Annotated in this window: 13 protein-coding genes; 1 reads left to right on the top strand and 12 read right to left on the bottom strand. The window is 64.7% G+C overall.

The features are described 5' to 3' along the window. Positions 1-112: 112 nt before the first annotated feature. The 3 genes from WBP07_RS24430 to WBP07_RS24420 form a co-directional block, all read right to left on the bottom strand. A complete protein-coding gene (locus WBP07_RS24430; protein WP_395397678.1) occupies positions 113-2644 on the bottom strand; it encodes a TonB-dependent receptor in 2532 nt (843 codons plus the stop codon). Positions 2645-2893: 249 nt separating this feature from the next. Further along, positions 2894-3769, bottom strand: coding sequence for a Coq4 family protein (locus WBP07_RS24425; RefSeq protein ID WP_395397677.1), 876 nt, complete (start codon positions 3767-3769; stop codon positions 2894-2896). Between the two features lie 70 nt (positions 3770-3839). Next, entirely contained in the window at positions 3840-5585 is a 1746-nt protein-coding gene (locus tag WBP07_RS24420) for an amidohydrolase family protein (RefSeq protein WP_395397676.1), read from the bottom strand. A 148-nt stretch (positions 5586-5733) separates the two neighbouring features. On the opposite strand from WBP07_RS24420, the gene WBP07_RS24415 reads away from it, so the two are divergent. Beyond that, positions 5734-6483: a helix-turn-helix domain-containing protein gene (locus tag WBP07_RS24415; protein WP_395397675.1), complete on the top strand. Its 750-nt coding sequence runs from the start codon at positions 5734-5736 to the stop codon at positions 6481-6483. Positions 6484-6521: 38 nt separating this feature from the next. Here the strand turns inward: WBP07_RS24415 and WBP07_RS24410 are convergent, their stop codons facing one another. From WBP07_RS24410 to WBP07_RS24370, 9 genes are all read right to left on the bottom strand, one after another. After that, positions 6522-6977: a VOC family protein gene (locus tag WBP07_RS24410; protein WP_395397674.1), complete on the bottom strand. Its 456-nt coding sequence runs from the start codon at positions 6975-6977 to the stop codon at positions 6522-6524. A gap of 9 nt (positions 6978-6986) precedes the next feature. Further along, positions 6987-8174 (bottom strand): MFS transporter, encoded by a 1188-nt coding sequence (locus WBP07_RS24405; protein WP_395397673.1) that lies wholly within the window; start codon positions 8172-8174, stop codon positions 6987-6989. A 20-nt stretch (positions 8175-8194) separates the two neighbouring features. Further along, positions 8195-8641 (bottom strand): nuclear transport factor 2 family protein, encoded by a 447-nt coding sequence (locus WBP07_RS24400; protein WP_395397672.1) that lies wholly within the window; start codon positions 8639-8641, stop codon positions 8195-8197. A gap of 7 nt (positions 8642-8648) precedes the next feature. Next, a complete protein-coding gene (locus WBP07_RS24395; protein ID WP_395397671.1) occupies positions 8649-9722 on the bottom strand; it encodes an alkene reductase in 1074 nt (357 codons plus the stop codon). A gap of 8 nt (positions 9723-9730) precedes the next feature. Further along, the gene (locus tag WBP07_RS24390; protein WP_395397670.1) at positions 9731-10363 is read right to left on the bottom strand and encodes a nuclear transport factor 2 family protein; all 633 of its coding nucleotides are present in this window, start codon (positions 10361-10363) and stop codon (positions 9731-9733) included. A gap of 28 nt (positions 10364-10391) precedes the next feature. Further along, positions 10392-10925 (bottom strand): flavin reductase family protein, encoded by a 534-nt coding sequence (locus tag WBP07_RS24385; protein ID WP_395397669.1) that lies wholly within the window; start codon positions 10923-10925, stop codon positions 10392-10394. A 145-nt stretch (positions 10926-11070) separates the two neighbouring features. After that, positions 11071-11559, bottom strand: a complete 489-nt coding sequence (locus tag WBP07_RS24380) for an Lrp/AsnC family transcriptional regulator (protein ID WP_395397668.1) — start codon at positions 11557-11559, stop codon at positions 11071-11073. Between the two features lie 3 nt (positions 11560-11562). After that, positions 11563-12039 carry an Lrp/AsnC family transcriptional regulator gene (locus tag WBP07_RS24375; protein WP_395397667.1) on the bottom strand — a complete coding sequence of 159 codons (477 nt, stop codon included), beginning with the start codon at positions 12037-12039 and terminating at the stop codon, positions 11563-11565. A gap of 246 nt (positions 12040-12285) precedes the next feature. Beyond that, positions 12286-14424, bottom strand: coding sequence for an FAD-dependent oxidoreductase (locus WBP07_RS24370; protein ID WP_395397666.1), 2139 nt, complete (start codon positions 14422-14424; stop codon positions 12286-12288). Positions 14425-14514: the final 90 nt, after the last annotated feature.

The following is a 14514-nucleotide window of genomic DNA, read 5'->3' as shown; positions in this document are numbered from 1 at the left end:
CCCACTCCCCCACCCGACCACCCACTAGTGTACCCTTGATGGGTGGTCGGGTGGGGGAGTGGGCCGGTGCCGCCTCGAAAATGCCCTTTCGGGCATTCTCTAAGCAGTCTCCTCAAAGCTTCACGGAAAGATCGATGCCGTAAGTCACCGGATCATCGTACAGGGCCGTCGCTGTGATGCCGGTGCTGGAGATGATGTTGATCTGCTGCCGGTTGGTAAGGTTGCGCCCCCAGAGCGAGACGGTCGCCGTGGTCGGGCCCACCGGCACGTCCATCAGCGAAAGCCGCGCATTCAGCGTCAGCAGCGCCTTCTGGGTGCTCGCCTTATTCATGTAGTCGTTGTCGTAAGGCAGACCCGCCGCCGCGAAGCCGGCACTGCTGAAGACGGTGGTGCCGACCACGATCTTCGAGCGCAATGCTCCGTCCACGCGTGCCGAAAGGCGCATGCCGTTATCCAGCGGCTGCACGTATTCGGCCGAAAAGTTCGACATGAACGTGGGCCGCATCGTTTCAGGATAATCGGAAACCCGGGTGACGCCGGCGTTGGTCAGCACTTCGGGCGAAATATCCAGATACTTGAAGTCGGTGACGCTGCCGCCGGCGTTCAGCGTCAGGTTTTCGATGGGAACCGCAGTCACCTCGAATTCCAGGCCATAGGCGCGGGCCTTGCCGAAGTTGGCTGTGTATTGCGATGAGACGATCGGCTCGCAGATGCCGCTGGGCGATGTGACGCAGCCGGTCGATGCGAAGATCGGCGTCTGCAGATTGGAATAGCGCACATGGAACAGCGCCAGATTGGTGCGCAGCCGGTGCCCCAACCAGTCCGCCTTCAGCCCGCCTTCCCAGGAATAGGCGCGCTCCTCCTTGTAGGGGATCGCCGGGCCCTGGAACACCTTGCCGGTCACGCTGTCGACAGCTAGCGGCCCCGCCGCCGTGCCGCCGGCGATGAAGCTGGTGACGTACTTGGCATAGAGCAGAATCTGGCTGGATGGTTTGTAGGTCAGGTTGGCCAGATAGCTGAAATTGCCTTTCGAGTAGGTATAGGTCGTGCCTGGTTCTCCGGCGGAAGTGTCGAAGAACGTCTTGTCATCCTGCGTGTAGCGCAGGCCGCCGGTCACATCGATCTGGTCGGTCGCGTGCCATGTCGCCTGCCCATAGCCGGCGACCTGCCGCACCTTGTAGTAGAAGCTGCGGTCGAAATCGGTGATCGGCGTGCCGGGATGAGCATTGCCGGGGAAGACCTGGAAGGTATCGACCACCGGCAGGCCGAACGGGTTCTCTCCCGGCGGCGTGCGCCGGTTATAGTAGAACAGGCCTGCCGTCGCGGTGACGGGCTTGGTATCGACGTTGAACTGCAATTCGTTGCTGAACTGCCGCAACTGGTTGCAGCACCGCACCGAGAGGGGTGACAGCGGTGCGAAGGCGGCGGGCGTGCCGTCTGGCCCATAAGCGATCGGCACGGTCAGCGTGCCGGTGCCGTCGAGGTTGGAGGTGAAGGCGTTGCGGTCCAGCGATCGCCAGCTGGTGGTGTTCTTGATCGTCAGGTGATCGTTCGCGCGGTAGGTGCCGACGATCAGGTGGGAGGTCGTCTTGGTCACGCTTTTCGTCGTCGTGTCGTTATAGGCCACGCGCCCGCGTTCTGTCTGGATATAGTCGTCCAGCGTCGGCCCGCCGAAATAGACTTGCGATGCGACCAGCTGGTAGGCCGCGATCCCGCCCGGCGTATCGGGAAAGCCCAGCAGATAGACGGGCGGGGGCGCGAATTCCTGGCGGGACCAGTCGAACTTGTAGTCCAGCGTCAGGTCGTCCAGCGGTTTCCAGCGCACCGTGGCGTGCACGGCATCGGTCGTGCTTTCCCCCAACCGCTTGACCGAAGTAAGCGCGCCGACTTTGCCGGAGGTTTCATTGGTGTAGTCCAGCGTGATCTGGTCGTAATTGCGGACGTTGTTGCGCTTTTCATTGTGCAGGTAGCTGACCGCCGCGCTGATGCCGTGCCATTCGGGCAGGTCGATCCGCGTCTTGCTGCGAAACGATCCGAAGCGGGCGTAGCTGAAATCCTGCTTTGCCGCGAAGACGCCGCGCGGGCCGGATGTGATGTAGTTGATCGCGCCGCCGGTGGAATTGGTGCCGAACAGAGTGCCGGCCGGGCCGCGAATGACCTCGATCCGCTCGATATCGGCAACGTCGAAGATGATGCCGCTGAGCGAGCCCAGATAGACCCCGTCGATGTAGTAGGAGATGCCGTTGTCCACCGTGGGGTTGGACGCCGCGCCGGAAACCTGCCCGCGCATCATGGTGGAAGGGATGTTGTTGCCGCCCGGCTGGGTGACGACGTAGAGGTTCGGCGCGACCGAGCGCAGATCGGCGATGTTCTCGATCCGCGCATTGGCGATCTGGTCGGACGTGATCGCGGTGACCGCGACCGGCACGCTTTGCAGGTTTTCCGATCGCTTCTGCGCGGTGACGATGATCTCCTGAATGGTGGTTACCGCTTGCGGGCCGGAAGGATCGGGGGAGGCCGGCGCGGTCTGGGCGGTTGCGGGCGCGGCGATCGTCAGCGCTGCAATCGTCAGCGTCGTGGCAAGGGCCAAAGTCGAACAGCCCGTCGAACCGCCCGCGAAACGGGCGAAGTTCAGGTTCTTCATGCAAGTGCCTCCCCTAGTTTGTTTTGATGTTTTTGTTCTGGCGCCTTGGTCTTGCCGGGTCGCGGCCCGACGATCGTTCCGATCGCTGCCTGGTGGGATACCATTTTGGAAAATCGTGCTGCGTTCAGCTCCGCTCTGCGCGCCGCGCCTGCCACCAGGGCGCGCGCGATCAGGGAACAGGAGGCAGCCGAAGGTCCGCAAAGATGGCCGGCCCCGCAGGACGCGGGACCGGCCTGGGAGGAGGCCGCCTTACTCGGCGGCCTGGAGAGCCGGTCTGTAGTCCGGGTCGTCCTCGTTGCAGAGACGATTGGTATCGAGCCAGAGGCCTTCCTCGGCAGGCGTGACGCCCAGTTCTCGGCGGATGTCGACGATCTGCTGGTCCACCCGCGCCCGCCAGTTCACCAGCATCAGCGGCATTTTCCAGTTCCGCCCCTGCTCGGCGCCGCGATATTCGGCCTCCAGATTGACCACCATCGCTTCGGGATAGTGCAGCCCGTCCTTCAGGATCGTCTTGGCCTTCAGGTAGTAGGCGATGCGCGAGAAGAAGGCGGACAGTTCCGGATGGAAGTAGCGCGCCTTGGCATGCATGTTCGCGGTCAGCAGCGCGATCTCGCCGCCATGGTTGGGGCCGAAGCCAGTCACCATGTGTTCGATGTCGTGCGTCAGCGCGGTTTGCCGAAGGTAGTAGGTGAAGTCGTTCACCACCTGCACTTCTTGGAAGAACAGGTCCAACTGGTAGCCGGAGTTCACCATGAATTCGCGGATCGCCGCGCCCAGTGTGCCGGGCGCGCAGTGTTCCAGTTCGGCGATGGTGAAGTCGGCCAGCCGCTTCTCTTCCAGCCAGCGGCGGAATTCGGGCAGGCGCGCCTTCTCCATCTCGAACAGCTGGATAATGCGCGGCATGTCCTCCAGATCGTGGAAGATCTGCGCGACTTCGGGGATATAGGCGGTGTTGGGAAGGTCCGGGCCGTTCCGGCGCAGCATTTCCTGCGCGATCAGCGCCCGCAGCGGCGCGTGGTTGAGATAGCGGGAGGAGCTGACCAGCACCGAACTTTGCGTGGCGATCGCCTTGATCGCGCCGTTGAAATAGGCGCGGTCGGCATCGCCGATCGTGGCTTCGTTCATCGGGACATCCTTTCCTGTGTGGGGCGCGCCTTTCTCTTTCGAAGGCGCTGCCCCGGTTCGTTTCAGCAGGTCATTCGGCGGCTTCCGCGTAATTGCCCACGGGCTGGATAGCGGGGGAGAGGAAGTGCCCCGGCTTTGCGCCGGTATAGGCGCCGTTCTCGAACGTCGGCACGCCGTTCACCAGCGTCAGGCGCGTGGGCATCGGCTTGCGGGTGAAGCGCCAGGAATGGCCGCCGCGCCCGTCCGGCACGTCATTCGCCTTTTCCATTTCGCGCCGCTGCACTTCGGCCAGATCGAACACCGCGATGTCCGCGCGCTTGCCTTCGGCGATTACGCCCCGGTCGCTCAGGTTGAAGTGGCCGGCCAGCTTGCCGGTCATCACATGCACCGCCTCCTCGATGGAGAGCGTGCCTTCCTCGCGCACGTACTGGGTCAGCAGCAGCGCATTCTCGCCCCCGCCGCACAGCATCTGCAAGTGCGCGCCCGCGTCCGAGATATTGCCCACGGTATTGGGATCGCGCATCAGCTCGATGGTCAGCGCCTCGTCCTTGGGGAAGGGGGACATGTGGACGGTGGAGCGGGTGCCGTTCAGCAGGATCCATTCCGCCATCGCATCGGATCGGTGCAGTCCGCGCGCTTCGGCATAGGCTTTCAGCGTCAGGTTGAGCGGGCCGATACCGTTCTCGCTGTCGATCAGGTGCAGTTCCTGCGGGTTCTTCAACGGCGAATGGTCCCAGGCGTTCTCGTCCCAGCTCTTGCGCGCCCGCGCCCGCCAGTCCGGATCGGCCAGCAGCCGCGCCTTTTCGCCATGGTCTTCGGCAGAGACCACCTCATGCCAGACATAGTCGTTGGACTGGGCGAAGATCAGCGACTTGACGATGGAGAGCACATTGGTGGGCGAAACGTGCGCGAAGCCCGGCCATACGTCCACATCGGCCTCGCGCATCTTGCGCAGGCTGTCCTGCATGGCGGGAAGGATGCCCTTCTGGAACTCCAGCGTGGGCACTGCACCCGCGATCTGGACGCGGATCTTGCGGCCGCCCAGCAGCTTCGCCAGCCGTTCGAGGTCCGACGGGCCGGTCATCCGCATGAAGGTATCGACGATCACTTGGTAACAGCAGTTGGGATAGCGCTCCATCACCTCGAACAGCGCGGCGAACTCCGCATCGTTGGCCTTCAGGGTGGGCACCGGGCGGTCCTGCCCGTCATGGTCGTGCAGGTTGTCCGACATGCCCAGCGCGCCTGCCGCCAGCGCATCGTCCAGCAATTCGCACATGCGCGCGATTTCTTCGGGTGTCGCCTCACGGTCCCACGCCTCCACGCCCATCGCGGCAAGGCGGATGGCTATATGGCCTACATAGGCGGCATAATTCAGCGGCACGCGCACGTTGCGCTCCACCGACGCGCGGTATTCGGACCATGTGTTCCAGTCCCACGGCAAGTGCTGCAGGAACGGGCCCTCGGGAATATCCTCGAAGAACGAGAAGATGCCGATCATCTCCTTCTGCGCCGGCATGTAGCGATGGAGCGGCGCGGTGGAGAAACCGCAATTGCCCAGGATCATCGTTGTCGCGCCATAGCCGGGCAGGGGATCGAGATCGGGCTGCCACCACATGGTGCCGTCGTAATGCGTGTGGCTTTCGATGAAGCCGGGGGTGACGTAGCAGCCGGCGGCATCGACCACGCGCTCTCCGCGCGGTTCAAGGCCGGGGCCGACTTCGGCAATCGTGCCGCCGGTCACGCGCACGTCGGCCGCGAAGGCGGGGGCGCCGGTGCCGTCCACGACGGTGCCGTTCCGGATCAGGATGTCTTCCATTTTTCGGGCATCTCCCACGATGTTTTTTGTCCCGGCCCTGAAGGCCGCCGGGCGATCGTTGTCGCGAGAGAGATGATAGAATGAGGTGCCTTTTGGCCGAAGAAACGGCTTGAAAATCGTATCATGATCTGCGCTCATCCGTATCGAAATGCGATACGATTCCACAAGCGACGCCATGCTGGGCGTGCTGCGCCGCCACTTGCGGCAGGAGGGGTGGACGGCGCCCCGTCTGGCCGAAACGCTGGGCGTTTCCGAAGCCACCGCGAAGCGCTGGATCGTCGGCAAAGGGCTGACGCTGGACCGGCTGGAACGCATGGCCGAACTGTGCGGAACCAGCATCGCCGAACTCGCGCGCGAGGCGGAGCAGGCGCGCAGCGGCCTCGCCCGCGAACTGACGCTGGCGCAGGAGCGGGCGCTGTCTGCCGACGTGTTCCTCTCCACCCTGTTCATGGCGATCCTGGCCGGCGCCAGCCCGCATGAGATCGGGGAGGATTTCGGCCTCCCCCGCGCCACGCTGGACGCAGCCCTGCTGAAGCTGGAGCGATTGGCCCTGATCGACCGGCTGCGCGGCGACAAAGTGCGCCCGCGCGTCGACCGGGCGTTGATCTTCCGCAAGCTGCCGCTGCGCAAGCTGTTCGAAACGCACCTGAAACAGCAGTTCATGGCAATGGATTTCGGCGCGCCCGATGCGGTCTACACGTCCGAACTGCTCAAGCTGTCCGAAGCCGGGGCCGGGCAACTGGCCGAACTGATCGAGCGGCTACGCCGCGACGTTCAGGCGTTGGGCGACCGCGACCGGGAAACCAGCCTGCGGCCGGGCCGCTGGATCACGCTGCTCTGCGCGCTCCGCCCCTTCGATACCAGCGGCATTGCCGACGCGGCGGCGGGATTAAGTTGAAAGCAAATGGGGGCGGGGGCATTCTCCCGCCATTCCCGTCAGGCCTGCTTCTTGGCTTCAATCCGGGCAAGGCTGACCGTGAAGCCGCAGCGCTCGGCGGTATCGAGGTTGAACTCCTGATATCGCTCGAACAGGCCGCCCAGATGCTGGTCGATTTCGGCCTGGGTATAATCAAGGGAATGCAGGCTGTTGTAGCCGTGACGGATGGCACGATCCCGCGCGCGTTCCCCGTCGGGCACGTTGAAAAATACACTCATGACGCCTTCGCCGTGGGCGGCGAGGAAGCCCGTTACCGCGCTGCTATCCTCTCTGCCGGGCAGCGGTGCGCACAACTCGATTCCCGCATCCCATGCGATGGACACGCTGATGCCGAACGGCTCTCCGGTCCAATGCGCATCCACGAAAGTCGCGCCGAGAAGATCGTGGTATTTCCTCTTGGCACTTTCCAGATCGTGGACGGCGATCATGATGCGATTTACGCCGTTGACGGCCATTAATCCCTCCTATGTCGCACTTCGAACGGATATCGGTCGACGCCCCAGCCAGCGCGCCGCGAACCAGATCGCCAGCACGCCGCCCGCTGCGGAAAGGATCGCCAACGCCGCCGATGCGCCGGCGGACAGGCGGATGGGATCGAGCGCGAACTGCACCAGAAACGGCCCGCCGAAAATCGCGCCCTTCATCAGGCCGATCATTCGCCCGCGATTGCTCTCGTCCGACAGGCCGATGGCGTAGACCATCAGGCTTGGCATCAGCACGCCGATGCCTACCCCCTCGATCGCCATCCCGAACGAGACGATTGCCGCGCTCGGCCCGTAGGCCATGATCAGCAGGCCCAGCCCGCTGCATGCCGCGCCCAGCACGAAGGCGAGATCGAGCGATACCCTGCGCCGGATCCGGCCATAGGCGAAGCCGGTGATCACCACCGTCGCCGCCCCGGATAGCGCGGCAATCGCGCGGCCCGAACTGCTGACGATTCCCACTTCCACCAGCCGATGCGGCAGATAGGCGGACGTGCCGGTGGCAATGCTGCCCACGATAAGGCCGAAGCCCAGAATGGCCGGCAGAACGTGCAGCGGAATGCCCGTTGCCGGGGCAGAATGTCCGCGCGGCGCGGCCACTTTCCCGGGTATCCCGGCCAGTGCCAGCACCGCCGCGATGAAGCCCACCGCATAGATCAGGAAGGAGGAGCGCCACGCCGAATCCGCCATCTCACCGGCGACGACCGAGAGCGCCATTCCCGCTAGCGCGCCGATCGAGGGGATCATGCCGGACCAGAAGTTGCGCCCCGCCTCGTCCCAATAATCGCCGATTACGGAGAATGCCGCCGCGCCCATCGATCCCAGCGCGATGCCCACGATCAGGCGGCCCAGCACGGCGTGCTCCAGTGTTCCCGCGAACATCACGCCGCATCCGGCAAGGCCATAGATCAACGCGGAAGCGACCATGACCCGGCGATGGCCCAGCCGGTCCGCGAGCCAGCCACCCAGCGGCGACCCGATCAGCACGCCAAGGCCCAGCACCGTCAGCACCATGGTCACGCTTACATGGCCATGCGCTGCACCGAATTCCCGCTCGATCTGCGGCAAGATGGGGGAAAGCGTGCTGTTGGCGACGCCGCTCATCGTGGCAAAGGCGATCAATGCGGCCCGACCCATCACGCCGATGGAGGGAGCGGTGGGCGTCTTCATGCTTTGGCCTCCAGCGGCGCTCATGGCGCAATCACCGCAGGATCGCCGGCGTGCAGGAACCAGAGGGCATCGCGTCGCACGATCCGCCAGCCCTGATCGCCTTTCTGCCAGCGGTCGATATATTCGCCGGTGGTGTCGAAGATGGGGCCCAGCGGATCATCGCGGCGCTGGTGCCGTGCCTGAACATAGGCGCGGCTGGTGGCTTCGTTCCCGCCCTCGCTTCCCTCCATATCGACGATTACGCTGCCGATCAGATGTTGGGTGGGGCCGCACTGGTCCAGATAGCGGCGCATGTTCCGCTCCAGCGCGTCGATACCGACTTCCTCGCCCAATCCGTAGTTGAACGTCAGGTCGGTCGCGAAAACATCCTGAAGATCGTTCCACCTCTTCTGGTCGAGAATGCGCGCGAACAGACCGAGTCCCCGGACGATCTGCCGCTCATCGAGCAGAAGTTGAATGTCGCTCATCGCTGGGTCAGCCCATCATTGACGGATAATCAGTATAGCCGCGTCGGTCGTCACCCATGCCGGTGTAGAAAGTCGTGCGGTCGGCCTTGGCCAGCGGCGCGCCGGTGCGCAGGCGTTCGGCAAGGTCCGGATTGGCGATGAAGGCGAAGCCGAAGGACACGGCGTCTGCCTTGCCCTCCGCCAGCACGGCGCGGGCCTTTTCAGGCGTGAGCGCGCAGTTCTCGATCACCGGGCCGGACCAATGCGTGCGCACAAGGTCCAGCGCGTCGAACCCGGTGTTGGGAATATGGATCAGGTGGCAATAGGCTAGGCCGAGCGGGTCGATCGCGTCCAGCAGCGCGGCGTAAGTCTCGGCCGGATCGGCATCGGCCATGCCGTTGAAAGTGACGCCGGGGCAGATGCGCAGACCCACGCGGTCCGCGCCGATTGCCTTGGCTAGCGATTCCAGCGTTTCCGCCACGAAGCGCACGCGGTTCTGCGCCGAACCGCCGTAGCGGTCCGTCCGCTGGTTGCTGTTGGAGGAGAGGAACTGCATCGGCAGGTAGCCGCTGGCGCAGTGGAGTTCCACCCCGTCGATCCCCGCCGCACGGGCATTGCGCGCGGCGGCCACATATTCGGCGACGACGCCCGCGATCTCGCCCGTTTCCAGCGCGCGTGGCATTTCGGTCGGCACCGGAACGCCGTCAGGGCCGGGGATCGGATCAGGACAGGCCAGCGCGGAAGGCGCGACGGTTTCGGCATCGGCGGCCTTGTTGGCGCGCACGGAAGCGCGGCCGACGTGCATCAATTGCATGACGATGCGCCCGCCGTCGGCATGGACGGCATCCGCCACCTTGCGCCAGCCCGCGACTTGAGCGGGGGAATGGATGCCCGGCGTGCGCCAATATCCCTTGCCGGCGGGCGAGGGCTGGGTGCCTTCGGTGACGATCAGCCCGGCCGATGCGCGCTGGCGATAGTATTCCACCATAAGCTCGGTCGGTTCGTCATCGGGGCCGGCGCGGTCGCGCGTCATCGGCGCCATGACCACGCGGTTGCGCAACTCGATCGCGCCAAGGCGGGCGGGCGTGAAAAGCGGATCCATCGGCGCGCTCAGCTACGCACACGCGGACGCGGAAGCGGTGCGCCGCGCCGCATCGTCTCGATGAACTTTTCCAGTGGCGCGGGCGGCTCCACCGGGCCATCGTGCGCCATGCCATGTCGATCCCAGTAGGTTTTCCAGCTGGGGAACAAGTCGTGGAAGCTGCCTTCGTAGGGCGGTTCGCCGGGCCAACGCATCTTGCGCTCACCGATGGGCGGGCGGTTGAGGTCGCTGGCGTACCAGTAGAGCGGCAGGCGGCGGCGGAAAAACCAGCGCCCGTCGATCCGCTCATACCGGTCGAAATACATCATCTGCATGACCACCCAGTCACCGCCGGCCTCATGCTCGTTCTTGGAATAGACGACGCCTTGCGCATTATCGGCATCGTCGAAGTCGATCACATGGCCGCCGATATGGTGCGATGTGCCGGTGAACTGGCGCGAATGCGTCTCGTCGAACCAGTCGCGCAGCGCCTTGCGGCCGGATTGGCCGCCGCCGACTTTCACGTCCGCCGGGAACAGGTTCACCCAGGCGTCGCTGTCGCGCATGTCCAGGGCAAGGGCGTACTTGGCGGGAAGCTGGCGGATGGCGTCCAGCGATTCAAGGCGGTCGATCCGCGCCAGCAGAGCGTCGTTTTCAGGCATCGGGTTCTCGTGCAGGTAAGTTGGTGGATCAGGCGGCGAGCGGGGCCAGGCGGCCCAGGCAGCCATTGGCCCAGCCCAGGATATCCTCGCCCCCGGTGGAGACGAGTTCGTCGACATCGCCGATCAGAAGGTCATGCGTGCCGTAGGCCACCTGCTCGCGGATGCGGCAGAAGATATTGGCGGGCGCCCCCTCGATGAACCACACGCGGCCCCGGCGCTGCCATTCGGGCTGGGTGAAGCGCAACGCGCGCGCCTCCGGCCGGGCGAAGGGCTCCATGTGGCCGTGGCGCTCAGTGTCCAGCAGGTTGATGCAGAACTCGCCGCTGCGCACCAGCGCGTCATGGCTGGACCCCGAACGGTTGACCGCGATGGCCATCGAACAGGGTTCCAGAGAGACGGGCATGATCGCCGACATGGCAAGGCCGACCGGCTCTCCCGTCGCCGGATCGAAGCTGGTGACCACGCCGACCGGCGCCGGAAGGTGGCGCAGCACCCGCTTCAGCCGCGCATCCAGCGCAAGTGCCTCCAAGGTACGGTCAGGTGCCGCCTGGGTATCGCTCATGTGCCTGCTCCCGTCGGTCATCGGGAGTTGCGCATGCAAAGGCGACTCAACGACGACGCTTTAGATTTGCGTCATCGTATATCCACTGAATTACGCAAATGCAAACCGGATCGGCTTAGTTTGCGTAAATTCGCGAAATGGTCGGTCAGTCCTCGTCGGCAACGTGCTCCGGCGGGGTGATCTTGGCCATGCGCGCCTCGTACTTCACGGTGCTGACCGCGATCGAGGTTTCGACATGGTGAACACCATCGATCATCAGTACCAGCTCGGACGCGATGTGCTGGAGCATCTCCAGCTCATCGAACAGGCACAGCGCGGCAATGTTGAACTGGCCCATCGTCACCAGCACGGCGTTGACTTCGGGCAGTGCGCCGATCGCCTCTGCCACCTCGCGCACGCGGTGGACATCGGCCTGCACGTTGATGAAGGCAAGGCGCGATTTCTTGCCCATTTCAAAGCCGGTGATCGCGGTGAAAGCAATCAGGCCATCCTGCTGCAGCCGCTTGATGCGGCCGCGCACGGTGCCTTCGGTAACGCCCAGTTCCGCGGCGATCTTGCGGTTGGAAACGCGCGCATCGCGGGCGAGCAGGTCGATCAGCTGGTGGTCCAGCGCGTCGAGCACGGGAGAGGACATTGTTCAGCGATCCCTTGCTTCGATCGGCGCGACGTCGAACTGATACTTGATGATGTCGACGACCACGGCGGGCGTCAGCGAACGAATACCGCGAACGGTCGAAAGGTCGTTGAGCAGGAAACCGGAAAGGTCCTCGAAACCCTGGAGCGCCACCAGCATGTCGATGTCGTAGCGTCCGGTAACGAGGTGCACGGCGAAGACTTCGGGCAGGGCGGCAAGGTCGTGCGCCACGTCGTTCACCGGGCGGCCGTCCACTTCCACCGCGATCTTCAGCAGGACATTGTAGCCATGCGCGGAAAAGTCCGAAACGGCGACGACGCGCAACTGATTGGCATCTTCCAGCCGCTTGATGCGGGTGGAGACGGTGGTGGCGGTCAGCCCCAGCGTCTCGGCAATCTGCTGGTTGTTGGCGCGGCCATTGAGGCGCAGCAACTCGACGATCTTTGCATCGGTCGCATCGAATTGGAACGTCTGCGTCATGTCTTCCGGCAACCTGCTTCCTGAACGGAGCGTGGAACGAACGGCCGGTTTGCGCATGGAGCGCTTGCTCGTCAACCTCATAGTGACCGCTGGAAATGCGCGACGGTGCGGAAATATGAAGCGCCAAAGTCGCCTGGTTGTGACGGCGGAGACGTGTATGCGTAGAATTTTTGTCGCACATCTACGCGGCGATAATCTGCCGTTTTCATGGCCTGCCCCCTTTTCCGTAGTCGCGTCGGTCGGCCCTCAGGCCGGTTGCGGATGACGGGCCAATGCGATTTCCCGCACCGCTTCGGCCGCCTCACGCATCGCCCCCTCGATGTAGCCGACGCCGTTGGCATCGCCGACGACGTGAACGGTGAAGCCCGCCGCCTCGATCGCGCGCGCCAAGGAAAGGTCGCCCTCCGCCCCGCGCGCGACGATCACGTTGTCTGCAGCAAGGTTCTGCACCTGCCCCTCGCGGTCGGTGAAGGTCACTGTGTCCTTGCCGATCGCGATGTTCGTGGCGCCGCCGTGAAGGCCGACGCAGTGCTCGGCCAGTTCGGCCAGGATGCGCATCCGCCGCACCAGCATCAGCCCCCGGCCGAGCCTTGGACCTTCCTCGACCACATGGACCGTTCGGCCGCGTTCGCTGAGGAATTCCGCCAATTCCAGCCCGACGAGTTCGCCGCCGACGATCACCACGCGGTCCCCCAGCGGCATCCAGGTATGTGTGGCCTTGCGCACCAGCGCGAGGTTGGCCGTGGCACCCGTCGCCGCGCCGACCTTCGTGGCAAGGCGGGTGAACAGGCCGGTCTTGCGCTTCAGCTCGTCCGAACTTTCGCCTAGCATCATGCGGCGCATGTCGTCGCCGGAGAACACATGCGGCAGGTCGCCACCGGGGATCGGTGGCATCCCGCGCACCGCGCCGGTGGCGACGATCACGTCCTCCACGCCTAGTTCGCGCAGCAGCGCGGGGCTGGCCACCGTCGAGAGGCGCACATCTACGCCGGCCTCTCGCACTTCGCGGCGCAGCCAGTCCAGAATGCGTTCGTTGGGTTCGTAGGCAAGGCTGGCGAAACGCAGTGTGCCGCCCAGCCGGTCCGACTTTTCGATCAGCGTCACCTTGTGGCCCAGCGCAGCAAGACGTCGTGCGGATTCCATCCCGCCGGGGCCGCCGCCGACGACTGCGATGTGACGCGCCGACGACGCTGCCGGCTCGTCCTCATACTCGCGGCCGAGCGCGGGATTGACCGCGCAGCGCACGGCATCGCCCATGTAGATCGCGCTGATGCAGGTGTAGCAATAGATGCAGGGCCGTACTGTATCGGGCGCGCCTTCGGCCAGTTTGCGCGGCAGATGCGGGTCGGCCAGCAGCTTGCGGCCCATGGCGACCACGTCCAGTTCGCCGCGCCCGATTGCCTTGTCCGCCACTTCGGGTTCGACCCGGCCTGAGCCGATCACTGGAATGCCCACCACTTCGCGGATCGCGGCGGCCGATTCCAGGTTCCAGCCCGGGATCTGCGGGGTGTGCGATTCCGAATGGAGTTTGCCGTGGTCGGTATCGTGATAAGTGGTGACGGTGATCGCATCGGCGCCGGCAGCCTCCACCAGCTTCGCCATCTCGCGCGCAAGGTCGATGGTGATGCCGCCCGTCTTGCCCACTTCGCGCGAATCGATCTTCATCCAGACGGGGAAGTCCGGCCCCACTTCGGCGCGGATTGCTTTCAGCACGTCCAGCGCGAGGCGGGCGCGGTTTTCCAGCGGGCCGCCGTATGCATCCGCGCGGTTGTTGATGTACGGCGATATGAAGGAGGAGAGCAGGTAGCCATGGCCCGCGTGGATCTCCACGCCGTCGAACCCGGCCTCCTTCGCGCGGCGCGCGGCGGCCGCGAACTGGGAGACGGCAAGGTCCAGGTCTTCCTGTTCCAGCAGCTTGATCTCGGGCATCTTCATCCCCGCCAGCGGGGCCAGTTCCTCCATCAGGAAGTAGTCGGTGAAGTTGGCCTTGGGCGGCTTCGGATAGGCCGGCGCCCAGAGCGGATGGCCCCAGCGCGCGTGGCTGTAATTGGCGACCAGCCCGCCATGATGAAGCTGCGCGGCGATCTTTGCGCCCTGCGCGTGGATGCGATCGGTCAGCTTGCGCAAGCCGGGGATGAAGCGATCGTCGGAAATCGCGGTCTGCCCCATCGACACCGCGCCAACCGGCCAGGCCACACCCGTGACGCCGGAGATGATGAGGCCGGCACCGCCACGTGCCTGTTCCTCGTGATAGGCGATCAACCGCTCGCCCACGGTGCCGTCATCCTCGGACAGGCTGACGCCCATTGCGGTGACGGCGATGCGGTTGCGAATCTCCATCGTGCCGATCCGGAGCGGCGAAAGCAGGTGCGGATAGGATGTCATGCGGCTGGCTCTTTCATTCCCCGGGGACGCCGTTGGACGGTGGGAAAGCGGTTGATCGGCGATTGGCAGGGCCGCAAGCCCGTGCAATAT

The organism is Novosphingobium oxfordense, assembly GCF_044029435.1.
Classification (GTDB): domain Bacteria; phylum Pseudomonadota; class Alphaproteobacteria; order Sphingomonadales; family Sphingomonadaceae; genus Novosphingobium.
This window is presented reverse-complemented; position numbering and strand designations above follow the sequence as displayed.